This is a genomic window from Cryobacterium suzukii (assembly GCF_004403185.1).
In the GTDB taxonomy this organism is placed as follows: domain Bacteria; phylum Actinomycetota; class Actinomycetes; order Actinomycetales; family Microbacteriaceae; genus Cryobacterium; species Cryobacterium suzukii.
This window is the reverse complement of the sequence record NZ_SOHJ01000001.1, coordinates 77120-100954: the sequence shown is the minus strand read 5'-3', so window position 1 is coordinate 100954 and position 23835 is coordinate 77120. Positions and strand designations below refer to the sequence as shown.

General features: G+C 62.0%; 27 protein-coding genes. 16 read left to right on the top strand and 11 right to left on the bottom strand.

All coding sequences use genetic code 11. The features are described 5' to 3' along the window. The first annotated feature begins 14 nt into the window (after window positions 1-14). Window positions 15-398, top strand: a complete 384-nt coding sequence (locus tag E3T39_RS00455; RefSeq protein WP_134512809.1) for a chorismate mutase — start codon at window positions 15-17, stop codon at window positions 396-398. Window positions 399-402: 4 nt separating this feature from the next. After that, window positions 403-1326: an SDR family NAD(P)-dependent oxidoreductase gene (locus tag E3T39_RS00450; protein WP_134512808.1), complete on the top strand. Its 924-nt coding sequence runs from the start codon at window positions 403-405 to the stop codon at window positions 1324-1326. Between the two features lie 20 nt (window positions 1327-1346). On the opposite strand, the gene purL is transcribed toward E3T39_RS00450, so the two are convergent. Next, window positions 1347-3653 (bottom strand): phosphoribosylformylglycinamidine synthase subunit PurL, encoded by a 2307-nt coding sequence (purL, locus tag E3T39_RS00445; protein WP_134512807.1) that lies wholly within the window; start codon window positions 3651-3653, stop codon window positions 1347-1349. A gap of 482 nt (window positions 3654-4135) precedes the next feature. On the opposite strand from purL, the gene E3T39_RS00440 reads away from it, so the two are divergent. Both E3T39_RS00440 and E3T39_RS00435 read left to right on the top strand, forming a co-directional pair. Next, on the top strand, window positions 4136-4663 hold the full coding sequence (locus E3T39_RS00440) for a GNAT family N-acetyltransferase (protein WP_134512806.1): 528 nt from the start codon (window positions 4136-4138) through the stop codon (window positions 4661-4663). A gap of 43 nt (window positions 4664-4706) precedes the next feature. After that, entirely contained in the window at window positions 4707-5186 is a 480-nt protein-coding gene (locus E3T39_RS00435; protein ID WP_241979426.1) for a tetratricopeptide repeat protein, read from the top strand. A 551-nt stretch (window positions 5187-5737) separates the two neighbouring features. Here E3T39_RS00435 and E3T39_RS00430 read toward each other — a convergent pair. The 3 genes from E3T39_RS00430 to E3T39_RS00420 form a co-directional block, all read right to left on the bottom strand. Continuing rightward, complete coding sequence (locus E3T39_RS00430) at window positions 5738-5968, bottom strand: hypothetical protein (protein WP_134512805.1); 231 nt, start codon at window positions 5966-5968, stop codon at window positions 5738-5740. 98 nt (window positions 5969-6066) lie between these two features. Continuing rightward, a complete protein-coding gene (locus E3T39_RS00425) occupies window positions 6067-6780 on the bottom strand; it encodes an NAD(P)H-dependent oxidoreductase (RefSeq protein ID WP_134512804.1) in 714 nt (237 codons plus the stop codon). A 78-nt stretch (window positions 6781-6858) separates the two neighbouring features. Further along, window positions 6859-7101 carry an ArsR/SmtB family transcription factor gene (locus E3T39_RS00420; protein ID WP_241979424.1) on the bottom strand — a complete coding sequence of 81 codons (243 nt, stop codon included), beginning with the start codon at window positions 7099-7101 and terminating at the stop codon, window positions 6859-6861. Between the two features lie 272 nt (window positions 7102-7373). On the opposite strand from E3T39_RS00420, the gene E3T39_RS00415 reads away from it, so the two are divergent. The 6 genes from E3T39_RS00415 to E3T39_RS00390 all read left to right on the top strand — a co-directional run bounded on the left by E3T39_RS00415 (window position 7374) and on the right by E3T39_RS00390 (window position 10689). After that, complete coding sequence (locus E3T39_RS00415) at window positions 7374-7781, top strand: RidA family protein (RefSeq protein WP_134512802.1); 408 nt, start codon at window positions 7374-7376, stop codon at window positions 7779-7781. Window positions 7782-7885: 104 nt separating this feature from the next. Further along, a complete protein-coding gene (locus tag E3T39_RS00410; RefSeq protein WP_134512801.1) occupies window positions 7886-8293 on the top strand; it encodes an SRPBCC family protein in 408 nt (135 codons plus the stop codon). A 215-nt stretch (window positions 8294-8508) separates the two neighbouring features. Next, window positions 8509-9426, top strand: coding sequence for a hypothetical protein (locus tag E3T39_RS00405; RefSeq protein WP_134512800.1), 918 nt, complete (start codon window positions 8509-8511; stop codon window positions 9424-9426). After that, window positions 9423-9812, top strand: a complete 390-nt coding sequence (locus E3T39_RS00400; protein WP_134512799.1) for a GntR family transcriptional regulator — start codon at window positions 9423-9425, stop codon at window positions 9810-9812. The genes E3T39_RS00405 and E3T39_RS00400 overlap by 4 nt, the downstream gene beginning before the upstream one ends. A gap of 128 nt (window positions 9813-9940) precedes the next feature. Beyond that, a complete protein-coding gene (locus E3T39_RS16520; protein WP_134512798.1) occupies window positions 9941-10339 on the top strand; it encodes a TetR/AcrR family transcriptional regulator in 399 nt (132 codons plus the stop codon). Continuing rightward, window positions 10336-10689: a hypothetical protein gene (locus E3T39_RS00390; protein ID WP_134512797.1), complete on the top strand. Its 354-nt coding sequence runs from the start codon at window positions 10336-10338 to the stop codon at window positions 10687-10689. The genes E3T39_RS16520 and E3T39_RS00390 overlap by 4 nt, the downstream gene beginning before the upstream one ends. 53 nt (window positions 10690-10742) lie before the next feature. Here the strand turns inward: E3T39_RS00390 and E3T39_RS16040 are convergent, their stop codons facing one another. Beyond that, window positions 10743-10904, bottom strand: a complete 162-nt coding sequence (locus E3T39_RS16040) for a hypothetical protein (protein WP_166783995.1) — start codon at window positions 10902-10904, stop codon at window positions 10743-10745. Window positions 10905-10992: 88 nt separating this feature from the next. Between E3T39_RS16040 and E3T39_RS00385 the strand changes: the two genes are divergently transcribed. Beyond that, window positions 10993-11418 (top strand): hypothetical protein, encoded by a 426-nt coding sequence (locus E3T39_RS00385; RefSeq protein WP_241979423.1) that lies wholly within the window; start codon window positions 10993-10995, stop codon window positions 11416-11418. Between the two features lie 252 nt (window positions 11419-11670). Then, window positions 11671-12621 carry a class A beta-lactamase gene (gene bla / locus E3T39_RS00380; protein WP_134512796.1) on the top strand — a complete coding sequence of 317 codons (951 nt, stop codon included), beginning with the start codon at window positions 11671-11673 and terminating at the stop codon, window positions 12619-12621. A 157-nt stretch (window positions 12622-12778) separates the two neighbouring features. On the opposite strand, the gene E3T39_RS00375 is transcribed toward bla, so the two are convergent. Continuing rightward, a complete protein-coding gene (locus E3T39_RS00375; RefSeq protein ID WP_134512795.1) occupies window positions 12779-13657 on the bottom strand; it encodes a helix-turn-helix transcriptional regulator in 879 nt (292 codons plus the stop codon). 174 nt (window positions 13658-13831) lie between these two features. On the opposite strand from E3T39_RS00375, the gene E3T39_RS00370 reads away from it, so the two are divergent. Then, window positions 13832-15400: an MFS transporter gene (locus tag E3T39_RS00370; protein WP_134512794.1), complete on the top strand. Its 1569-nt coding sequence runs from the start codon at window positions 13832-13834 to the stop codon at window positions 15398-15400. Here E3T39_RS00370 and E3T39_RS00365 read toward each other — a convergent pair. Together E3T39_RS00365 and E3T39_RS00360 are read right to left on the bottom strand one after the other, a co-directional pair. Further along, window positions 15333-16109 carry a hypothetical protein gene (locus E3T39_RS00365; RefSeq protein WP_134512793.1) on the bottom strand — a complete coding sequence of 259 codons (777 nt, stop codon included), beginning with the start codon at window positions 16107-16109 and terminating at the stop codon, window positions 15333-15335. The two genes, E3T39_RS00370 and E3T39_RS00365, sit on opposite strands and share 68 nt — an antisense overlap. Continuing rightward, entirely contained in the window at window positions 16106-16819 is a 714-nt protein-coding gene (locus E3T39_RS00360) for an ABC transporter ATP-binding protein (RefSeq protein ID WP_134512792.1), read from the bottom strand. The genes E3T39_RS00365 and E3T39_RS00360 overlap by 4 nt, the downstream gene beginning before the upstream one ends. A gap of 160 nt (window positions 16820-16979) precedes the next feature. On the opposite strand from E3T39_RS00360, the gene E3T39_RS16320 reads away from it, so the two are divergent. Together E3T39_RS16320 and E3T39_RS16315 are read left to right on the top strand one after the other, a co-directional pair. Then, entirely contained in the window at window positions 16980-18110 is a 1131-nt protein-coding gene (locus E3T39_RS16320; RefSeq protein ID WP_134512791.1) for a sensor histidine kinase, read from the top strand. Then, entirely contained in the window at window positions 18107-18754 is a 648-nt protein-coding gene (locus E3T39_RS16315; RefSeq protein ID WP_241979422.1) for a response regulator transcription factor, read from the top strand. The genes E3T39_RS16320 and E3T39_RS16315 overlap by 4 nt, the downstream gene beginning before the upstream one ends. Window positions 18755-18844: 90 nt before the next feature. On the opposite strand, the gene E3T39_RS00345 is transcribed toward E3T39_RS16315, so the two are convergent. From E3T39_RS00345 to E3T39_RS00335, 3 genes are read right to left on the bottom strand one after another with little or no spacing between them, the layout of a single operon-like run. After that, window positions 18845-21778, bottom strand: coding sequence for an ABC transporter permease (locus E3T39_RS00345; protein ID WP_134512789.1), 2934 nt, complete (start codon window positions 21776-21778; stop codon window positions 18845-18847). Further along, the gene (locus E3T39_RS00340) at window positions 21775-22539 is read right to left on the bottom strand and encodes an ABC transporter ATP-binding protein (protein ID WP_134512788.1); all 765 of its coding nucleotides are present in this window, start codon (window positions 22537-22539) and stop codon (window positions 21775-21777) included. Before E3T39_RS00340 ends, E3T39_RS00345 begins: the two co-directional genes overlap by 4 nt. Beyond that, window positions 22536-23165 carry a PadR family transcriptional regulator gene (locus E3T39_RS00335; RefSeq protein WP_134512787.1) on the bottom strand — a complete coding sequence of 210 codons (630 nt, stop codon included), beginning with the start codon at window positions 23163-23165 and terminating at the stop codon, window positions 22536-22538. Before E3T39_RS00335 ends, E3T39_RS00340 begins: the two co-directional genes overlap by 4 nt. 286 nt (window positions 23166-23451) lie before the next feature. On the opposite strand from E3T39_RS00335, the gene E3T39_RS00330 reads away from it, so the two are divergent. Continuing rightward, window positions 23452-23790 (top strand): hypothetical protein, encoded by a 339-nt coding sequence (locus tag E3T39_RS00330; RefSeq protein WP_134512786.1) that lies wholly within the window; start codon window positions 23452-23454, stop codon window positions 23788-23790. The last annotated feature ends 45 nt before the right edge of the window (window positions 23791-23835 follow it).

The following is a 23835-nucleotide window of genomic DNA, read 5'->3' as shown; positions in this document are numbered from 1 at the left end:
ATTATCGTAAAAGTATGGCCGTACACGAGGAATTACCCGCCGACGCCGACGCGGCTGCGACCCTGCAGCTGCACAGTATTCGAGAGAGCATCGACAACATTGACGCCGCGCTCATTCACCTGCTGGCCGAGCGGTTCAAGTTCACCCAGCAGGTTGGGCGGCTCAAAGCTGCCCACGGACTTCCGGCTGCCGACCCGGCGCGTGAACTCATGCAGATCGACCGCCTGCGTGGCCTCGCCGAGGACGCCCATCTTGACCCGGCCTTCGCCGAGAAGTTTCTCAACTTCATCATTGCCGAGGTGATCCATCACCACGTTCGAATCGCCGGCGGCGAGCCGGTGGCGCCGGGGCGCTCTGCCGGGTCGGCGCCAGCATCGTCGTCGATTTCAGCGTCGTAGCCTGGTGAGCTGGGACCCGCGTTCGCTGCCGGACCAGTCCGGCAAGACCTTCGTCGTGACCGGCGCCAACGCCGGACTCGGTTACTTCACGAGCGAACAGCTCGCAGGCACGGGCGCCCACGTTGTGCTCGCCTGCCGCAACCTCGCCAAAGCGGATGCCGCGGCGGCGGCCATCCGCACCCGCGTACCGGGGGCATCCGTTTCTGTGTGGCAGCTCGACGTGGCCGACCTGCAGTCCGTCCGCGCCGTGAGTGAGACCTTGCGCGCGCTGCCGCGCCTCGACGGCCTGATTCTCAACGCCGGAATCGTGCATCCGTCCAGGGATCGTCAGGTGAGCCTCGATGGCAACGAGCTGATCTTCGCCACGAATTTTCTCGGGCACTTCGCACTGGCCGCTGGCAGCCTCGTGGCGTTGCGGCGCACGCCCGGTAGTCGGGTGGTGTCGCTCGGGTCGTTGATTTCCCGGCTGATGGATTCCTCGCTCGACGATCTGCAGCTGGCAACCACGTACAACGGGTGGAAGGCCTACGCGCAGTCCAAGATCGCCATGCAGGTGTTCGGGTTCGAGCTCGACCGGCGCCTGCGGGCGAGTGGTGCCGGAACGGTGCAGTCGCTGGTGGCGCATCCGGGATATTCCATTTCGGGGTTGACCCCTGGCATCCGTTCGGTCAATGAGGTGTCGCGCGGCAAACGGGTGCTCGACGGTCTGCAAACCGTGATCGGAGCCCAGGGCAAGCACCACGGCGCGTGGCCGACCGTGCGGGCCGCGATCGACCCGGATGCCCACGGCGGCGACTACTTCGGCCCGCGCCTGCTGACGCGCGGTGCCCCTACCCGCCAGTTCGCCACCCGCACCTCCCGTGACCGCGCGGTGGCCGCCCGTCTTTGGGAGCGCGCCGAGAACCTGATCGGCGAACCCTTCCTCTAGGGTCCCTGCGCCCCTCTGCTTTACGCGAACGCGGCGGGGAGAGGGGATTGGTGACGATCACGCATCTCGGCCAGCGAGGCGGCGAAGACGTCCTGAACCTCGAGGGCGTGCAGGGTGGCGTCGGTCACGCCGATGCGCAGCACCGGAATGTAGCGACCGGCACACAGGCCGAGAAACTTCACGTCGTCTTCGCGCGGCACGCTCACGATGACGCGAGCGGCCGACTCCGAGAACAGGGCAGTGGATGCGTCCACCCCGTCCCGATCCAGAATGTCGCCGAGCCAGACCCGTGCGCCCACACCGAAGCGCATCACGGCCTCGGCAAGGGCCTGGGCGAGCCCACCCTCGCTGAGGTCGTGGGCACTGTCGATGAGGGCTTCCTTCGACGCGGCGTGCAGCAGTCCGGCGAGGGCCTTCTCCCGGCCGAGATCCACGACCGGCGGACGACCACCGAGGTGGTTGTGCACGACACCGGCCCAGGCCGAGCCGTCGAGTTCGAGGCGGGTGTCGCCGAGCAGGTAGATGTTGTGCCCGTCGTCCTGCCAGCCGCTCGGGATGCGGCGGGCGACGTCGTCGATCACGCCGAGCACGGCCACGACCGGGGTCGGGTGAATCGGCTGGTCGCCGGTCTGGTTGTAGAACGAGACGTTGCCGCCGGTGACGGGAATCTCGAGCTCGAGGCATCCGTCGGCGAGAGCCGTCACTGCCTCACGGAACTGCCACATGACCTCGGGGTTCTCGGGGGAGCCGAAATTGAGGCAGTCGCTGACGCCGGCCGGCACCGCGCCGGTCGCGGCGACGTTGCGATAGGCCTCGGCGAGGGCGAGCTGCGCGCCGCGGTACGGGTCGAGCTGGCAGTAGCGGCCGTTCGCGTCGGTGGCGATGGCGAAACCAAGACCACTCTCTTCGTCGACGCGGATCATGCCGCCATCGTCAGGAAAGGCCAGAGCAGTGTTGCCCTGCACGTAGTGGTCGTACTGGTCGGTGATCCAGCTCGGGTCGGCGAGGTTGGGCGAGCCGAGCAGGTCGAGGAACTGCTCGCGCAGGGTCTCGCCGTCGAGCGCGCGCGGCAGCACGGAGGCGGTGTCGGCCTGCAGTGCGTCGATCCAGGTCGGGTAGGCGAGCGGGCGTTCGTAGACCGGGCCGTCGACGGCGACGGTGCGCGGCAGTACGTTGACGATTTCTTCGCCGTGCCAGTTGATGATCAACCGGCCGGTGTCGGTGACCTCGCCGAGAACGCTGGTCTCGACATCCCACTTCTTCGTGACGGCGAGAAAGCCCGCGAGCTTTTCGGGCGTGACGATTGCCATCATGCGTTCCTGGCTCTCGCTCATGAGAATCTCTTCGGCGGTGAGCGTGGGGTCGCGCAGCAGCACCTTCTCGAGTTCGATGAACATGCCACCATCGCCGTTCGAGGCGAGTTCGCTGGTCGCGCACGAGATGCCCGCAGCCCCGAGGTCCTGGATTCCCTCGACGAGCTTGCCCTGAAACAGTTCGAGGCAGCACTCGATGAGCACCTTCTCGGCGAAGGGGTCGCCGACTTGCACCGCGGGACGCTTGGTGGGCCCGCCGGCGCTGAACGTGTCCGAGGCGAGAATGGATGCCCCGCCGATGCCGTCGCCGCCGGTGCGGGCTCCAAACAACACGACCTGATTGCCGACGCCGCGGGCGTTGGCAAGGTGCAGGTCTTCGTGGCGCAGCACGCCGACCGAGAGAGCGTTGACCAGCGGGTTGCCCTGGTAGACCCGGTCGAACACGGTCTCACCGCCGATGTTGGGCAGGCCGAGGCAGTTGCCGTAGAAGCTGATGCCCGAGACCACGCCGTGTACAACGCGGGCGGTATCGGGGTCGTTGATGTCGCCGAAGCGCAGGGCATCCATCACGGCGACCGGGCGGGCGCCCATCGAGATGATGTCGCGCACGATGCCGCCGACGCCGGTCGCGGCGCCCTGGAACGGTTCGATGTACGAGGGGTGGTTGTGCGATTCGATCTTGAACGTGACCGCCCAGCCCTCGCCGACGTCGAGCACACCGGCGTTCTCGCCCATGCCGACCATGAGGTTTTTCTTCATGGCGGGGGTGACCTTGTCGCCGAACTGGCGCAGGTACATCTTCGAGCTTTTATAGGAGCAGTGCTCGCTCCACATGACCGAGTACATGGCCAGCTCGCCCGACGTTGGCCGACGGCCCAGAATTTCGCGGATCTTCGCGTACTCGTCGGCCTTGAGCCCGAGCGCCCCGTAGGGCTGCTCCTTATCCGGCGTCGCAATAGCGTTGGAAACGGTGTCGGCGACGCCGTGGGAAGAGGTTTTGGAAACAGCGGTCACGTGTGGAATTCTCCCCGAGATAGCGGATGCTTGACCCGGCAAGTCTACCGGTCACCCCGACCACGCCCGCAGGCAGCGAACTGGCGCCTCCTTCGCCCCTCTGTTGGCTGGTCAGTCGACAATCAGGATGGCGACAGCACTGTCGCTATCGCGGCGTTGCCCAAGAGCCCGAAACAGTAGAGGGCTATCAAGGCGGCAATAATTACGACAACCAGGGTGGGGACTACCCACGGTCTCTTGTCCATAGATCCAGTACCCACATCCAGGATAGAAGTACTTCACGCCTCAACTTCAATGCCCTCAATAAAGCGGGCAGACTTTTCGGACGTCACCGTGAAAACGGCGGATTCAGACCCACCTACTCCGTCGATGGCGTAGATCGTTTCATCGTGCGTCCACCCTACTTGAAGCGGCATTGATGGCTGTGACTGCGAATGCGTCAATGCGCGGCTTCCGCACGTTCCGGTCCGTACACTTGTCACATGGCAGCCAGCGTTCGCCTCGCCCGATCACGAGACTTCGATGCCATCGAGAAGATTGAAAACGACGCTGACCGACTCTTGGTCAACATGTTCAAGTCGGATGACTGGGGTGCCGCACCCACGGGCGCTGCTCGTGCGTCGGAGCCCGGCTTCATCCTCGTCCTTGAGCTCGACGACGGTCACGTAGCCGGCTTTGTCCATGTCCTAGAGGTCGACGGCATCTGCCACTTGGAGCAGCTGTCCGTCGCACCGGGGGATGCGCGAAAGGGTTGGGGTCGAGCGCTCGTGGAGGCCGCCAAAATTCAAGCGCAGAAGCGCGGCTACCACCGCATTTCGCTTCGCACCTACGCGGACGTCCCTTGGAACGCCCCGTTCTACGCGAGTGCCGGTTTTGTGGAGGAAGAACCAGCAACGCAATTTCATCTTTCCCTTGTCGGCATCGAGGGCGAACTTGGGCTTGACCGATATGGGCGCAGGGTGCAGATGGTCGCGCACGTTGATGCGCCAGTTCCAAAAGACGTTTCCTGACGGGCAGTGCTCAAGCAGCCCTGCAGTCTGCCAAAATGGGCCCGTGAATGACTGGGAAGAACGGATCAGAATATTTTGGACTGATGTCAGTGGCGCCGACCAGGAGTTCACTTTTGACTCTATGCAGGCTCTGATCGCAGAGCGACGTGACGATGATCCGGCCGCCATCTTCGAGTGGGCGTCGGTGCATGATTTTCTTGGACGGGAAGCGGAAGCGATTCCGCTTTACCGCCGTGCGCTGGAACTTGGTCTCGATCCTGTCCGCAACTCTCAAGCTCAAATTCAGCTGGCCAGCTCACTTCGCAACGTCGGTGAGACCACCGAAGCGGTCAGGATTCTCGAAGGCATGGAACCGGACGCAACTGTCGGCGACGCCCACGAAGCTTTTCTGGCTTTGGCGCTCTTCGACGCTGGGCGGCCTGGCGATGCTTTACGAGTCGCCCTCAAGGCTTTGGGAAAGACCCTGCCCGTCTATCGTGGTGCGATTAACCACTATGCCGACGCGATTGTCGACTCCAAGTAGCCGCCTGCGCTCCCGATGGACAGAAGATTCAACCGTCCCGGTGAGGGTTCGAGCTGCGGACACATGTGACCGTGACGGGTACGCTGTGCGATAAGGGGAAACGTGTGAGGGGAGCATGGTGATGCAAGAGTTCTACATGATTTGCCACCTTGCGCTCGTTATTGCCAGCCCGCACGTGACGGTGGGTCATCCGGTGATCGCCATCACGGTCGCTATCGGACTTCTCATCGGCCTGACCGTGATCGTCGCCCTCTTTGTCTCCATCGTGGCGCGGAAATTCAACCCGACTGCGTTGTCCACGCAGAGCACAGGACACCGACCGCGTTCGCACTCCACACCACAGATAACGCGATGCGGCAGAGGTACTCCTATGCCGCGCGCTCCCACGCGTCAGACGCCCGTCGCCTGACTCTTAGCGCAGCACGTCGATTCAACGTGCATCGCTCCTTTAGTAGCCAGCCGGCATACCCAACTGCGCGCCGCTATCTATAGGAGACGTAATGCTACCGGCATCAACACAGCCACAACTCGGTTCCCACCGTGATTCGCATTCAAGGCGAATACAGGAATTTTTGACAGGTGCCTGGTGGAAGCTTAATGACCTCGCCGCCGCCATGTACATCGGGGCAGCCTCGCTCATCGGCTTCGAAGCCCTTGCGCTGATTCTCGTTTTCACAACCGCTTGGCCGATCGCCATCCCGATCGTCGTTGGGATCCTTTCGCTGCTTTTCTTCGCCCGCCGATTCCTTGTCCGGGTCTGGCGTCGACTCCTGCCAGCCCAATCGGGAAGTAGATACCGTTTAAGAGACAGTCCCGACGGGTAAGAGAGCGTCTCGTTGCCGTGCGGCGGTCTGAGCGTCGGAGCTCAGTGGGACGACTTTTAAGGTCGGGTCGGTGTGCCGAGTGATAGCGCCGGCCGCGTGGAAATTTGTTCGAACGCGTCATGAACTGCGGAGAGCGCGGCATCGCGATTGTCGGCGTCAAGGTGAGCTGGCCCGTACGTGACGATCGGTTCCAAAACGTCGTAGCCAACGAAGCGAAGCATTCCTAGATGTATATGGAACAGGTGCGTGTTGAGGACGCCGAATCGGTGGCCCTCGCCGAACGAGTCGGGGGAACCTCCGGTGGTGATGAGCAGGACTGCTTTGTGACCTGCAAGGGCGGCCTGGTTGAAGAGGCCGTGCTCGCCGCCGAAAACGGCTCCCATGACAAAGACTCGGTCAATCCACCCTTTGAGAATGGCGGGGAGGGAGAACCACCACAGAGGGAACGACAACACGAGGAGATCGGCGTCCAGCAGCGCTTCGAGGTCTGCGCGAACTTCTGCCGCGAGAGTTTCAGCGTTTGCTGCGGCCAGCTGTTCGGCCTGCGGCTTGAAGTATGTCGCGGCCGACGGGAACTCTGAGCGATCAAGCACAGGCGACCAGTTCTTCTCATACAAATAAATTGTCTTGACGTAATAGCCCTGATCCTGCAGGGATGATCGTGCAGACCTCATCTGCGCATTGCTGAACGAATTTGGTTCGGGATGAGCGTGCACTATCAAAGCTGTTGGTTTCGCAGTGTGCTCGGCAACGTCCGGGAATGAGGTCATACGCACATCGTATCGTCATATCGAATAATCACGATATGTTAAAGAAACATGCCTAGAGGAAGTCGACTATTTTGGGCTTTACAGGTCTCGTCCCAGAGAGATCACGAGCTTTTCAATGTGCGATTCATCGCGCCGGTAGTGCGTCCACTTGCCGATCCGGGTTGACGTGACGAGGCCAGCCCGTTCGAGTACAGCCATGTAAGCCGAGATAGTGGACTGCGCCAACCCTGTCTTCGCTTGAATGTGACTCACGCACACGCCGACCTGAGAGCGATCAGCGATCGGCTCATAGTCGGCGAAATCGACCTCGGGATTCTTCAACCATCGAAGTATTCGCAGTCGAATCGGGTTGCCCAGGGCCTTGAAAACCTCAACCAACTTTTCATCTGGAGTGGGTCCCGGATCCGACTGCATATACTTCCGTCCAACGTGTCGACATTCCTCGATATCTCGCTCCGAGCATACATACCTGCGGACACGAAAACTATCCGGTCATGGTCAGCAGGACCGTCCCGAAGAGGGTGCGGCTGGCTAGCTGGCTGGCTGGCATTCGTGAGCCAGCCGTGAGGCGCATCCTCTAATACAGTGAGGGCATGTCCCGCAACGTTGTCCTGATCCGCTCGGCTGAGCTTTCCGACGTGGCACAGTATGCCTACGCGGCAACAGCTCCCGCTGAGGCGCGCCTCATCTTTCTGGCCGGCGCCTGCCCGCTAAATCTGGATGGCAGCACTGCGGCAGTCGGAGACTATTCGGCGCAGGCGAGCAAGGCGATGGAGAACCTTGTCATTGCTCTAAAAGCGGCAGGCGCTCGACTCGAGGACGTACTGAGCACACGAGTTCTCGTCGCATCCTCCAACCGGAGCGACCTCGTTGCGGCTTGGACAGTCATTCGCGAGGCCCTCGGCACGCATGACGTTCCGAGCACACTTCTGGGAGTCACGGTCCTCGGCTACCCGGATCAGCTCGTTGAAATCGAAGCCGTCGCGGCAGTGATCGACTGACCAGGCCGTTCCGCAGAGGGTTCGGCGGCCCATAGGCTGTGGGTGGGGAGCGCGCGCATCCACTTTCACAGCACCTGCTTTTGCGGCAAGAATATGGAGCGACCATGGAACACACGGGTAGTCGCATGATTAAAGCAGCCAGCACAACGATTGCGAACATTCTCGCCGATATTCGGCGGTTACCGGAGTGGAATCCCGCGATTCTTTCTGTCACAACAGACGATTCAACTGCGGTCGTTGAGAAGAAATACTCGGTACGAGCCAAACTGCCCGGTTCCACCACGATTGCCTACGACGCGGTCTCCCGAGACCAAATCATTTGGCGTCTCGACGGATTTCACGCCCATGAAACGGGAACGTGGAAACTAGTGCCGGTCAATGACCAAATGACTGAGGTCACCCATGCGATTACTCACAGTGGCGCCGTCTTTCTCGTGCTTGCCGGAGCGTTTCAGAGTGTCCCAGGATTGAGACTCGATCGACTGCAGCGCCGAGCAGAAGACGGCGAGTAGCGCAGAACCTCAGGATTCGAGCCAACTCTCCCATTCCTTCCAGGAGGGATGAAAGAACATCACGAAGGCCTCAGACGTCTGGCTGTTATCCGGCGTGACTCACGGTGTGTGAATGACATGGTGCATTCGCACTAGTGCAGCCAAACCGCAACTTGTGGCAATCAGATGATACATAAGTGTATTGTTTAGGTGATACAGAGTTGAGGGGTGTCGGGATGACTTGGTTTTACTTTGTGGTACTGGGACCAGTGTTCGCGGGCATCCTTCTCGCCCTGGCATGGTGGCTGATTTGGGGGCGTAAGAGGCAGCTATCTGGCGGCGGCGTGGGCGCGCCCACTGTGGCGGCGGGCTTGCTTCTTGGCGGCGGCGCCGTTGGCTTGCTGTTGCTAGCTACCGGGCTGTTTCCGCTGCATCTGCCACCTGAATACTTTGTCTGGTATCACAACTACCGCTTCACGAGCCCACTCCTGCTCGGGATCCTCGGGATGGTGCTTCTCGCTTTCCCGGTTCACGGTCAAAGCGGGCGGGGCGTTGCGGATCTCACTCCACGGACGCCGCTGACTTTTGCGCGAGGCTGGTGGTTCGTCACCCCTGCCCTGCTTCTTGCGCTCATCCTTAGCGTCACCGTCATGACCGGTGCCGCGTCCCAGCCGGAACCCAGCACAGGGCACTACACGATGTACTTAGTGGACCTTGGGGGCGGACGTAAAATGGGCTCGAGTATCTACGGATGGTACAACTCCATACCGTCGCTGATCCTGATCGGCGTCTTGATCATTGTCGCCATCGCGGTCCTGGTGCTCATCGCCCGACCCACACCGGCCCCCAACCGCGAGCACGACGTTCACATCCGAACTTTCCGCACAGGCAACGTTCTTGCGATCGGAACCAGTGCCCTGCTCATGCACCTTGGGTTCATACTCAGCTCACTCGCCGGGACCGTATCGATAACATCCTCGTTCCCGACCTCGAAGGGAAGTGTGACGTTCTGGACGACGTTTGCTGGGCTACAGCCAATGTTCGCCGGCGCGTCCGCAGTCGCCGCGGCACTCGGGTTCGCGCTGTGCGGCGCTGTCGTCCTGTCAGCGATACCGTCGCGGCGGCGGGCACCGGCTAAAGCCACAACACGATGATTACCCTGTCAGGATCTGCCCCGCCCACGGAGCAGATCCGCGATCAAATCCGCGGGCTGGTCGCGTCGGGCCGACTCGCAGCCGACGAGCGTCTTCCCTCGGTTCGTCAGCTCGCGAAAGACCTCGGCGTCGCCCCCGGAACTGTGGCGAAAGCGTACAAAGCGCTCGAAGCCGAGGGCTACCTCACAGCCCGTACCGGCGGGGGAACCCGTGTGAGCCGAAGCGCCACGACGATACCGCGGCCAGTGTTGGAAGCCGCCCGGCAACTCGCCGCGACCAGCGCTAACGCCGGGACGGGGCTGGACGAGACCATTCGCATCCTCCGTGCAATCTGGCCCGAGCAGCCAATCCAGCCCGAAACACCCGACGCGTCAAGGGCGCGCTGAGCGAGCCGCGCCGGGAGTGTCTCAGATGCCTCGTTAATCGTTTTCCTTACGGTCCCGCGAATGACTGAGCCGCGAATTCTTGACCGATCGTTCTTGACCGATCGTTTCCCTATGCGTAGTCTGAGGGTATGGGTAGGAACAGATCATTTATCGAAGCCGAGGTTGTGGCTCAATGTGCCGAAATCTTTCGCAGCACTGGTTATGAAGGAACCTCGATAGACGATCTCGTGCAGGCGACGGGCCTGCATCGGGGGAGCCTGTACAAGGCTTTTGGAAGTAAACGCGGTCTCTTCGTTTTGGCGCTTAGGCAGAGTGCCGGGCCAGCAATGCCGACGCATGATTCAACTGATTTGCTACTCGTCGCCCTCATGGAACTCGCTCCGCGGGACCCAGAAATTCGATCCATCGCCTTCGGCATCCTGTCCGGTGTGGCACCAAGGCACACCCCTCAATCGCTCGGGGAGCGACTCCTCGAGCGCGCCCGCGAACCACGCGCCAACGAAGCCACAACAAAGGATTCCGCATGAACATCATCACCCTGACCGACACGATGCTTGTTGTTGAGCCCCAGGGGCTGGACAAGGTCTGGTCCTTCAAGCGCAAACTCGAAATCCCGTTGAGCCATGTTCGCGGTGCAACATTCGATCCCGGTGCAAATCAGGAACCCAAAGGACTCCGCGCCCCTGGACTGGCGCTACCGGGAAAATGGGCAGGAACATTCAATAAGGACGGCGACAAGTCGTTTTGGAACGTCAGTGCTCCAAGTGAAACAGTCGTGATCGAACTCATCGACGAGCACTACGCACGGCTGGTTCTCACCGTGGGTCAGCCCCGATCCGTCGTGGACGCCATTAACGTCGCCGTCCAGCCTGGCTAGAGAACTGCCGGTTATCGGGGCATTTCTGTCACTAAGTTTTTCGCGACGTACCTTTAGCCATAGCGAGATATGTGCCTGCGCCGAGCACGATTGCAATGCTGAGCGCAATGGGGAAGTGAATTACCGTTGACCCAGAGCGCCGCAAAAAGGAAAAAAGCGGCGACAAACAACGCAGAAACTCCCGGGATAAGAACCGTCGTGATCTTGTCGTTCATGGCCCCATCCTTTTGGTGCGGTCTGAGTTGCGGAGGTTCCGTCTTGCGCTATTTCGTTCGTCACCTGAGCGGCCGATACTGTTGCGGAATGGACACAACTCAGCGGCGGCAGTATCGGTGGGCGGCCGGGTTACTCCTTGTTCAGGGCGTATTAATGGAAGGCGTCGTATTCATTGGCGTCCTTGTTCTCCTTGTTCTTAAGATCCCGCAGGCATCGATTGTCGAACATGCTGATGTTTTCGCCCTTCCCTATTTGCAGGACAATCTCTATCTCATGATGGCTATGAGTGGGATTTTCGCGGTTCTACGAATCCTCGGGGCGCTCGGGCTGCTGCGGAACCAGCTGTGGGGACTCGGGCTTTCCCTGGTCAATTGCATTGTGACGCTAATGCTGATGGTCTTTTTGCTTCCCGCCGGCCTCTTAGATGGGGTGCTATCGGGTACCGCACTCGTGCTGTTGCTCTTCGCCTGGCTCGGCCAGGCGCCAGACGGACAACGAAAGCCTATTTTCTAAATTACGTTAGCCAGCCGGTAAATCCACCTGCGCGCCGCTATCTGTAGAAGACAGGATGCTAAGTCTGGGGTGTGATCCTGCCGGCACAGTCTGGAAAAAAAGACACGAACCAGATTTTGAGCGGAACTCGCAATTGAAGCGATAAGTGTCTCCGTGAATCGGGGTCAGCAGGCCGGCCCGCACGGGGCTAAAATTGTATAGCCCTGTCGGTCCTGATGTGTCATGGGGCGTCGCGATTAGTCGGGTCTTTTGATGCTTGGACATGACAGTGCAATTCCCGGCATAGTGGTCGACATGTCTACTACTCGAACAATCGGTCATTCTTCTCGACGATCTTTCTTGGTCGTCGGCGCGGCAGCGATGGCCCTTGCAGGCTGCACCACAACGAGCCCCGCACCAGCCTCGTCGATTTCAAACTTTGGGCGGAGTGTCCGTCAACTTGAGTCGACATCGGGGGTGATGATTGCCTTGAGCGCGAAGAACGTACGTTCCGGCCGGCAAATCAACCATCGTGCAACCGAGCCTGTGCCGATGTGCTCACTTTTCAAAGTGCTAGCAGTGGCAAATCTGCTCCGCCTACGCGGATATGAAGACCAATACTGGAGCACACCAATTTCTTTCACTGCCGCTGACGTCGTCGTGAATTCACCGGTCGCAGCTGCTTCAACGTCGATGACGATGACGCCGAATCAAATGGCAGACGCCGCCCTCCGATTCTCCGACAACACAGCAGGCAACCTTCTTCTCCGTGAGCTCGGCGGGCCAGCAACAATCACGCAGTTCGCTCAGGCACTCGGCGCAAGGCGAACGCGGCTGGACCGTATAGAGCCGGAACTCAACGAAGGACTCCCCGGAGACGTTCGCGATACCACTACCGCTGAAGACATGGTTGCAATCATGGAAGCACTCCTCATCGACGGTGATGCCGGGCAGCTCGCACGTAGCCGCCTCCAGGATTTAATGCTCCGCAACACCACCTCAGGTACGCGAGCTCGTGCGGGCCTGTCCGAACCGTTCGAGCTCGCGGACAAAACTGGCGCAGGCAATTACGGAATCGTCAACGATGCCGGAGTGCTTTGGCAGGGGCAACGACAAACAATTGCCATGTGCATTCTCACTCGAACGGAGGTAGCCAGCGCTCCGAACAATAACGATGTCATCGCTGATGCGACCCGCCTCATCGTCTCGGAGTTCGCAGTCTGAGCGAAGTGTGACCAGGATTCCCCGTACGGATATGTCGTTGGCGGTTTCGGCGGCTCGCTAATTGCCGTTTGGGGCCTCGGGAATCGCATCGTGCCGAATGGCGGGCGCAGCGAGCAGGTTTGCAAGGTTCGCAGTTCACCTCCGGTACGAGCGTGCGTTAGATCCGTGACGGAACGTGTCGCGCGACCGGGGTCTCGTTTGTAGCCGATAAGAGCTCCAGCGCGGCGGCATCGGTTGAGCCGGGTTCGGCCGCGTGCGTCATCATTCGGTGTCCGCTGGCACCGGGGAGGTGGAGGACCTCGAAACTGAGGTCGAAGTCCCCAACCTCGGGGTGGTGAAAACGCTTGATACCGCTCACGCATTGTTGGACCGGGTGTTTCGTCCACATCGCAGCGAAGTCGGGGCTCTTGAGCGTGAGTTCGCCGATGAGCTGGGTCAGTTCGGCGTCGTCCTGATGTTGTGCGGCGATGAACCGCAGGGATGCCACGGCGAGTGAGGCCTCGTCACGCCAGTTGCGATAGAGGTCTTTCGTGTGGGGGTCGAGGAAGAGCATCCGGGTGAGGTTTGGCCGATCGAATGGCCGGCTTGGCGCGTCTAAGTCGGTGTGCCCGGCGACGAGTAGATGCCCGAGCGGGTTCCAAGCCAGGACTTCGTTCCTTCGGCCCATGATCACGGTCGGAACATTGGCCATGGCGTTCAGAAGACGTATGGTGCCGGGCGTTGCCTGGTCGGGTTTGCCCGGAGCGCGGCGCTTGGCTTTGGCGGGTCGTGCCAAGTCATGCAGGTGCACTTTCTCATCGTCATTCAGGTTCAACGCCCGCCCGATTGAGTCGATGACGGATTCGGAGGCGTTCGTCGATTGGCCCTGCTCTAAACGTGTGTAGTACGTGGCCGACACGCCGGCGAGTTGAGCGAGTTCCTCGCGTCTGAGACCGGGCACCCGACGGGCACCGTAGGAGGCGATCCCTGCCTCCTCGGGGGTGAGTTGTGCGCGCCGAGTTCGAAGGAACTCGCCGAGTTCTTCTGTGTGGTTCATGCCAGCCATGGTTACATTCTCGACTGTCTGAGCGGATCAAGCCTGTCCCTGTCAGGGCTAGGCACCGTGGGGGTGGGATGAGGCGGGTCTGGTTGATGCGCGCACGGTGGCTCACTGTGGCATTGTGCCGGTTTTCCCGGCGCCCACGAAGCGTTCCTCTATCGAAAGGACGGCATGTCCAGTACCGTTCAAACTTCCGACCACGCCGTGAACCAAGCAGGCCCCGTCGGGGATACCGCGAGACTGACGGGGCGGCAACGCCTCGCCCTGTTCGTCTTACTCACGGCCAGTTTCACCCTTGCCGTGGATTTCTCGATCCTGACCGTGGCGTTGCCGACCATCGGTGCCGACATCGGATTCAGCCTCGATCATTTGCAATGGATCGCGACCTCGTTTGCCTTGTGCGCGGCAGGGTTCACCCTGTTCTTCGGTCGGATCGCTGATCTGTTCGGTCGTCGCCGCCTCTTCCTTGTCGGCATCGCCCTGCTCGGCGTCTCCTCTCTCGGCGGCGGTTTTGCACAGGAACCGGTGTTGATGATCGTCGCACGGGTGGCCCAGGGGCTCGCGACGGCGATGGTCGTGCCGGCGGCCCTATCGCTTTTGACGACTTCATTTACCGAAGGACCACAGCGAAACAAGGCGCTCGGCCTTAACGGCGCTTTGATGGCGGCAGGGTTCACGACCGGAGCGATCCTCGGCGGGGTGCTCACCGACCTGCTCAGCTGGAGGTGGGCATTCTTCATCAACGTTGTCGTCGCGGTTGTGGTCCTCGTGATCGCGCCTGTCGTCCTGAAGGAAAGCCGCCCGAACGAACGCCCCAAGCTTGACGTCGCCGGTGCTGCCACCGTGACCTTCGGGCTTCTCGCTCTGGTCTACGGGCTGACCACGGCGGGCGAAACCTCATGGGGGAATCCATCGGCCTTGGGGGCAATCCTGGCCGGCTTCGTCTTCCTGGTCGTCTTCTGGCAGGTTGAAAAGCGAGTGGCGCATCCGTTAGTACCCGTCGCTATCCTCAAACGGAAAGCTGTCGCCTGGGGCAACATCGCCGGGCTACTGGCCTTCGCCACTGAAACCTCGCTGGTGTTCCTGCTGACTTTGTACGTGCAGGAAGTACTCGGCTACTCGCCGCTTGCGGCTGGACTCTCCTTCGCCGTCCTCGGAGCTGGCACCGTGCTCGGCGGAATCATCGGCCCGAAAGTTATTGGCGCACTCGGCTCAGGCCGTTCAATCGTCTCCGGTTTCCTGCTCCAGGCAGCCGCCACGATTCCGCTCATGTTTCTCGGCCCAGACTCCGGCTGGATGCTTCTCCTGCTCGTCGCGACCTTCATCGGGGGTATCGCAAACCTGGTCGCGATCGTCGGATACGTCGTCACCTCCACCTCCGGCCTGCCCGATACGGAACAGGGCCTGGCGACCGGCCTGGTCACGATGAGTCAGCAGGTCGGAATCACGCTGGGAATCCCGATCATGTCCGCGATCGTCACTGCACGGATGAACACGCTCGGCGACACCGGACCCGCCGGAGTCCTCGGCGGTGTCACGACCGCGATCGGCGTGAACGCATTACTCTGCGTGCTGGCCGCCGCAGCTATCGCGCTATTTCTTCGCCCCACAAAGTCAGACGAGGTCAACGCGAGGCTCACACAGGCCAAAGCCGCGCTTCAGCCCAAGAATCTCAGCGCACTTCGCGTCGCACCACTCGCACGGCGCCCACTATCAGTGGCAGTAGCACCCACACCGTAATTGAGATCGCGATACGTTCGAGGTCATCGACGGTGGCGCGGCCATCGAGTAGTGCTGTCGTGGTAGTGCCGATGTCGAGCCACGAAGCGATGGCGGCTCCGGTCGTGCTGGAGACGGCAATGAGGCTCCAAGCCATGGCGCTTGTGACGACGAAAATGATCGCGGCGGGGGCGTTAAGGATTAATGTGCCGAGCGCGACCCCACTGAGCACGAGTATCACGTTGACGACGAACCAGCCTGCAGTGGCCGCCGGATCAAAAGTCCAGTCGGCGGCGACGCCCCGAGCGGCGGCGACGGCTCCGATAATGACGAAGGCGACTCCGACGAGTACAGCGCAGGTCAGCGCAGTCGCGATCACCGGGGGGAAGAGTTTGGCTGCGACGATGCGCACTCGTCGGGGTTCGAGAGCAAAGGTCGTCGAGGCGGTGCCGTGGCTCCATTCGCTTGTTACGGCGAGGATGCCCATGGCCGGAAGGAGAATCGAGAGTACCGCCCCGGAGATCATGATCACGCCTTGCACTGTTGGCTCCATAAACCAGGCAAATCCGGTCATGATGCCGATTGCGAGCACAATCGTCACGACTGTGAGCATCTGCCCGACGAGTGTGTCGAAGAACTTACGGGTTTCAACGTCGATGAGGCGGTGAAACGGGATGGACACGCTATTGACGCTGATGGCCGGCGTTGTAGAGACTGTTCGGGAGATCATTCTGCGCTCCGATCGGTGGGGGTGGTGAGCTGGAAATAGAGGTGCTCGAGGTCGTGACCGGCAGCCAGTTCGCGGGTGGAGCCGGCGGCGAGCACGCGACCGTTGCCGATCATCACGATCCGGTCGGCGACCTGCTCGACCTCATGCAGGAGATGTGAGCTGAGAAGTACCGCGCAGCCGTCATCGGCGAGGGATCGGACGAGGGTGCGCAGCCAAGCCATGCCCTGCGGGTCGAGCCCGTTGGCCGGTTCGTCCAGCACAAGCACACGGGGCTCGCCGAGGAGCGCCTGAGCAATACCGAGACGCTGCCGCATACCGAGCGAGTACGCGCGCACACGGGTCGATCCTTCTCGCCGGGTTAGTCCGACTCGGTTGAGAACCGTGTCGACCTGGGGGATGGGCACGCCCATCATCCTTGCCGCGATTCGGAGCGTTTCCCGGCCGGTCCGGCCAGGATGAACAGCTCCCGCATCGAGCAGACTTCCGACGTGGCGACCCGGATTAGGAAGTTCGGCGTATCGGGAGCCGAGGACTGTCGCGGTACCAACCGTCGCTCGGGTGTGGCCGAGGAGAATTCGCATCGCCGTCGTCTTGCCCGCTCCGTTAGGGCCGAGAAACCCCGTCACGGAGCCTGGCGGCACCGTGAAGCTGACATCGTCAAGAGCGGTACGGCCTCGGTAACGTTTGGTGATTCCGGTGAATTCGATCATGCATCCAGTTCAGCCCGTCGCGCACAGCAGCACATCGGGCGAAGGTCGAAGAGGTGATGACCGTTCGGTGCGACGGTGGCGCCATATTGTCGACTGCTGTCTAGGCTGAAATAGACGAAGGTCAATTCATCACAAAGCGTCGCTCCCGTAGGCTCGGAGGATGGACCAGTCGAAGTGGATGCGCGCGATTCCTTACGCCTGCGCACTCGCCGTCATGGGATTCTTTAGCATCATCCTCGTCTGGATTGCCGTGACCGAGCCCGAGCGCAGATGGTGGGTGGCCGGTGATCTCGCCGTCGGAATCAGCGGACTGGTTCTCCTGCGGGCCCGACACCGCGCACCATTGGCCGTCGCGCTCATAACCGCTGCCGCTGCGCTCCTGTCTACCACCGTCATCGGGCCAGCCTTCGTCGCCTACGTCTCCCTCACGAAGCACCGCCGATGGGGCCGCATCGTGCTGGCCGCCCTCCTGCTCTGGACCGCCACCGCCGTTTACTCCAGCGGTGATGGCCTCACCCAGCAGCTGATCCTCGCCGTCTCGACGATGACATTATCGATCACCGCGCTGACCGTTGCCGGCCTGTACCTGCGCAGCCGCCGAGATCTCGAAACCGAGCGTGCCAACCGGCGCGTTCAGGAACAACTCCGCCAACTCGAACAGCTGGAGCAAGCCCGACTGGGCGAACGAGCCCGCATCGCTCGGGAGATGCACGACGTGCTTGCCCATCGCATCTCGCTGCTTTCCCTGCACGCCGGAGCGCTCGCCCATCGAACCGATCTCAGCGCAGCCGACGTGCGCGCGGCCGCAACCGTTATCCACGAGAGCGCGCATCAAGCCCTTACCGAGTTGCGCGCGACCCTCGGCAGCCTTCGTGACGCTGCGTCGACCGCACCGCCTCAACCATCATGGACAGAACTCCCCGCGCTCCTCGACGAAGTTCGCGAGGCCGGCCAGATCGTCGAAATCAGCGACGAGGTGAAGGATGCTGCGCAGTTGCCCGCTCAGATCGGGCGTCACGCCTATCGCATCGTGCAGGAGGCCCTGACGAACGCACGCAAACATGCACCAGGCGCGCGTGTCGAGGTGCTGATGCGCGGGCGACCTGGGCAAGAACTCCACCTGCGCGTCAGCAACACGCTAACACTGGGCCGCGTCGATGCTTCATCCGGTGGCCTCGGACTGATCGGCCTGACGGAACGGGTAAACATGGTCAGCGGAGCCCTGACGAACCGCGTCGCCAATGGACGGTTCGTTCTCGATGCGACCCTGCCTTGGGAGATGCCCGCGTGATCCGGTTGGCGATCGTGGACGACGACGCGCTGGTGCGCACCGGGTTACGGCTCATCCTCGGTGGTGAAACTGACATCCAGATCGTCGCCGAAGCAGCCAACGGCGTGGAGGCAGAAAAACTTGCCGGTGACGTGGACGTGATGCTGATGGACATCCGCATGCCGGTACAAGACGGAGTAACAACTACGGAGAAGCTCATGGCGCACCCCACGGCGCCAGCCATCATCGTGCTGACCACTTTCGAAGCGGACGACCTCGTCCTGCGCGCTCTGGGTGCCGGCGCCGCAGGCTTTCTGTTGAAAGACACCTCGCCAGCGCGCCTGATCGCCGCAATCCATGCCGTCGCAGCCGGTGAGCCCATGCTCTCACCAACGATTACACGCCGGTTGATCGCCGCAGCCACCAGCGCCGCTGCAACAGCTTTGCTTAACTCCGCAGCGTCCGCCGCACTCGCCACACTCACCGACCGAGAACGCGAAGTCGCTATCCAAATTGCACGCGGACTTCCCAACGCAGAAATAGCCACTCATCTGTTCATGAGCGTCGCGACCGTAAAAGCAACGATCACACACATCTTTCAGAAAATCGACACCACCAACCGAGTGCAGCTGGCGATGATGGTGCGCAATGCCGGACTGCTTTGATCCCCAACCGGCGCCCGCCTTTTTAAGCGAGTACGCAAAGAGTTGGGTGTGTCGTTGGGGTCCCGCAGAAGATTCGACTTCCGCCACCGATCACTCGATTACGGCTCGGTACACCGCAGCTTTTCGACCGGGGAAGAGCCAGCTTCCGCAGGCGATAGCAAGCGGCAACAGGATGGCAATGGTGACGATGAGCAGCCACGGCGCCGCGAAGGAGGTTCCGGAGCCCGGAAGCGTCAGCGCAATCGGTGGGATTAGCCCGATGGCGGTACCCAGAACAGCACCGGTTCCGGCTATCATCACGGCCTGCCAGAATCCGAATCCGCGCTGCACGCGCGGACTGCTGCCGATAGCCGCCAGCGTCGCGTGGTCACGACGACCGTCGAAGCGTGCCAGCCCGATCGCCACGGCAGCCGCGCCAACGGCAATCAGTGCGCAGAGCGCCAGGAGCCCCCAAGACAGGGCATTTGACGCCGTCGTCGGCCCGCGCTCCACCTCGGCCCAGTATCGACCGGGTTGCTGAATGAGCGTGTCAATTGCCGCGTTGAGCGCATCCGTTTGATCATCTGTCGGCAGTGCGGTGGTGGAGGCGAGAACTATCGAATCGGCATAGTCGAGCCCGAGCGTCTGAGCGGTCTGCTCAGAGATAAAGATGCCGAAGTTGATTGGATGAGCGGCCTCGTTGACCACCGCGTTGATGCTCACGCTCTTTTCTGCCTCGCCCATTCCCTCGCCGAAACGACTTGTTCCGTAGAAGGAGTCCTCCCAGGATGCGGCCGTCCACCAGGAAATGGTCACCTTATCGTCGGTCAGATACTCCGGGTAAAGCGAGACTGCTCCGCCATTGGCCAGCGCATCCTTGGCCGCTTGGGTCGGTTCAGAATCCAGGATGAGTGCAAGATCGGCGTTATCGCCGACCATGATGTGGTCTCGGCTGCCATTGGAACTGATGCCGCTCGTGACGAAAGGGTGCTGACACCGCCAGTCGGCTTCCATCTCCTTCATGGCCTTTCGCGCAGCCTGGGTCGTTAGCGGGCCATCCCACGCGGATATGGCGGAGCACCGGTTGGCCGGAGGGAGAGCGAGAGTGGGCAGGAGTTGAGCCGACTCTGTGTCGGAGAGTTGAGCGTCCCGCGATTTCGGGCCTCGAGGATCCGCAACGCCCTTGAGGGTGCGCACGGTGTCGACGTCCACGGAGGCCCGTGCCGCAGCGACGAACGCGTCCGGCTCGGCGAAAGTCGTGACCAGCCGCGTCTCCTGATCCGGATAGGTGAGCGTTAGCCGCACCTGTCCTGGCATGGTCGAATAGTCGTAGTTGGCGCGGTTGGTTGTTTCGGTGCTGGTCATCATCGTCATGGCGAAGACGGCGGCGAATACCGTTGTCATGATCACCGCCAAGGCAGGAACGCTTCGGCCGGTATTGCGTGCGGCATCTCGGGATGCCAGTCGGGCAGCTACTCCTCTTTTCGAGAGCAGTCGAGCGAGGAGTCGGAGTACGAGTCCGCTGCACAGGAGTAGACCGAGCTGAGCCACGATCGGCCCCACGAGCAACATTGCGAACAGCGCCCAGTAGAGTAGGTCCCTGGCTTCGAGGAAGCCCTGCTCGGCCAGAACGATGTTCAGGATGCCGCCCAGGAGCGTGAGGGAAATCCCGACCAGCACGGCGATGATGCCAATGACCGGTCGTCGCTTGCTCGGAATGGAGGGACGCCTGGCACCGCGCAACGCAGCGATTACGTCGAGTTTCGAGGCGCGGATTGCGGGAACAACGGCGCCGCCCCATCCGACAATGATGGCGAAGATGGCGACGCCGATCATGGCGGGCCACCAGAGGTGGTACCCGAAATACATGGTCGCGCTGCCGTCGTCGGTGAGCAGCATGAATGCCGAGCCGGCTCCAATTCCGATCCCTACCCCCACAATGCCGCCGAGCGCGCCGAGGACAATGCCGTTTGCCGCAATGATCGAGAAGATGGTCGAGCGGTTCGATCCGACGCTGGCCACCGTCGCAAGCGAGCGCTCCTGGGCTCTGGCGCCGACCGCGAATGCGGCACCGGCCAGGAGCATCACCTCGAGGAGACCAAATCCCACGATCAACCCGGCGACCAGGAGCCAGGTACCGAGGGCGCTACCCTCACTCACGGCGGGATAAGTGCCAGCCGGAGGCGGATTTTCGAAGACATCCCGCGAAAGCGCGACAATGCCGTGCTCGTTCAACTTCTGAACTTGTGCCCAGTCGACAATCGTATCCGGCAGATAGGTTTTCGCTTCCGGATTGTTTTCGGCGCCAGTGTCACCGCCGAAGGTTCCGGGAAATCCGAACAGGGTCTGACGGCTGGAGGGCTGGGTGCGATCATCGAGTGCGCCAACCACCGTCACCGTCTTCTCCTCCGGCGCCAGCAGCTCGGCCTCATCGCCGAGGCTGAGCCCCAACCGGTCGAGCATCGCGGCGGACGCCATCACCTCGTTGGTGTTCTGAGGAGTCTGGCCGGCCGTCACGTCATAGTGGCCCGCCAGCGATGGGTCCCACGTTTCGCCCTCGACGGCATCGAGCACTGCTACGCCGGAACGGGTTTTCGCCGTCACTGACGTGTCGAAAACTGGGATCATCCGGGTGTCGGCTGGAAACAGTGCGCGCAGTTCAACCGGCTCGGTCTCTTCTCCCGTTGAGGCACTGGACATCAGAAAGAACGGGTCTTGTTGGATGCCGCTGCCCGGCATAGAGAGCTGAATCTGAGCTTGTGTGTGCCCGAGGGTGACGGCCAAACGTTCTGCAGTCGTTGCCACCGTGCTCGGGATAATCAGGGTGATGGCGGCCATTCCGGCGACCGGAAGCGCAACCAGGGTAACGATCAGCGCGCTGCGACCCGGCGACCGGGCGGTCGACCGGCGGGCGATTCGTAGGGCGACCCTCGCCCGGCGGAGGGCGGCGAAGAGGCGAGGCGGATTGGTCGCCATTCCCGGGGCCAGGAGCGGCCCTGCCTGGGCGGCTTGAGCGGATGCGCGGCGAGGCCCAGGATGTTTCATATGGTGCGCCGTCCGGCAAGGAGTGATTCGGGATGATCGCGTACGTTCTCGTCCACGATCCGGCCGTCGCGAAGGAACACGATGCGATCAGCCCAGGCTGCGTGGCGTGCGTCGTGGGTGACCAGGATGCCGCCGGCACCGGCATCCACCCGGTCGCGGAGCATCCGCAGGACGCCCTCTCCGGTAGCGGAGTCGAGGGCGCCGGTGGGTTCGTCGGCGAGAATCAGGCGTCTGGTGCCGACGATGGCGCGGGCGATGGCGACCCGCTGCTGCTGGCCACCGGACAGGTCCTCGGGGAAACGCTGCGCGTGGTCCTTCAGCCCGACCGCCGCGAGTGCGTCAAGCCCAGCCGTGCGCGTCTTCCGGCGAGGCCATCCGTCCAGTTCGAGCGGCAGGGTGACGTTTTCTTGCGCGGTGAGCGTCGGGATCAGATTGAAGTCCTGGAAGACGAAGCCAAGCGTGCGCCGACGCAGGATGGCGATCTGCGCGGAGGGAAGGTCGGAGAGCCATTGGCCCTCGATGACTACTTCACCGCTGGTCGGCTGGGTCAGTCCGCCGGCGATAGTCAGCAGGGTCGATTTTCCCGAACCAGACGCGCCCATTATCGCGACGAGCTCGCCGCGGGACACGGTGAGGTCGATGCCGGCAAGGGCTGTGACGGAGGTCTCGCCCCTGCCGTAGTGCATGGCGACCCCGTCGAGGCGCAGAAGTTCATCGGGCTTGGTGGGGCGCGTCGAACCAGCGGCGAGTTGCGTGCTCATAGCGAACCAGCAACCTGTGCGTCGTTATCCACAGCCGCCCTGACCGGCCGGCCGCGCTTGGGCGGTTCCAGTGTGAGCTGCATCGGCGCCATCAGACCAGCGGCGGATGCCCGTGCCAGCCTGGCCTCCGAATGGTCCAGCCAGCGCACCTCGGCTTCTGCCGCGAAGATGAGCGAGTCGACGACGAGCTGCCAGGCGAGGTCCCCGGCGGACTCCGGCTCGCCGCTCGCGTTCTTGGTCTTCGTCAGATCCTGCAGGGTGCGGAGGCTCCCGCGGCGCTGCACCTGGATCACTGCGGAAATGTCGACACCGGGCAGGGTGACCGCGATGGCCAGCTTGATCGCGAGTTCGTCACGCGCGGCAGCTGAGCGCACCACGGGAGAGCTGAGCCAGCTCGTGACTTCGTCGTGGCCGGCATCCGTGATCTGGTAATAGACGTGGCCTTGCTCGTCGGTGTCGCCCTTGGCGACGAGGCCATCGCGCTCGAGCCGGTCGAGAGTGTTGTAGATCTGGCCGACATTCAGCGGCCAGATCGACCCGGTACGGCGGTCGAACTCCGTTCGCAGCTGGTAGCCATAGCACGGGCCCTGGTCGAGGATGGCGAGAAGGCTTTGACGAACGGACATGGGTGCTCCCTGAAGTGGCGTGGTGCGATCGCGCAAGAATCGTGCAGCATTTGCTAATGCAAACTAAGTATCTAGTTACATAGTATAGATATACCGAGAATGCACCGAATCGCCTACGCCACGCGAAAGGGGAAACGTCGATGACCGTGTTCGACGGCGGCAATGTATGCGCCACGATCGAGGCACGACGGCTCTGGGGGCGTTTGTCTCGTCGGGCGGGCCTCGCGTGCGATGCGGGAAATCTTTTCGTTGTCCTCCCGGCCTGTGTGGGGCTAGGTTGTGACGCATGGAGCGACTTCAGCCGCGTGCGACCGTGGCAGTACCGGTTTCTGCCCTCGCGCTGGCAGTCGGCGCTGCGGCTGCCTTCGGCATAGGCGACGCAGTCGGGACTTTCAGCGGCGCCGGTGAGGGCATGTTCGTGCTCACTTGGCTGATGGGTTGGGTGCTTCTCACCTGGGCCGTAGTCATCGGCGGAGGCTACGCCGTTCTGCTCGGACTACGGTCGCTTTCTCGGCGGCCGGTATCCGTTGTGCAGGTTGCGCTTGTCGCCTGCGCTCTCTCGCTCATCGCGGTCGTGCTGGCGACCCACCCACTCTGGGGAACCGGTTCGGCCGTCGGCAGCTAACCGACGGTTCATCAGCTCGCTGAAGCCCGCGACCGTGTAACTATG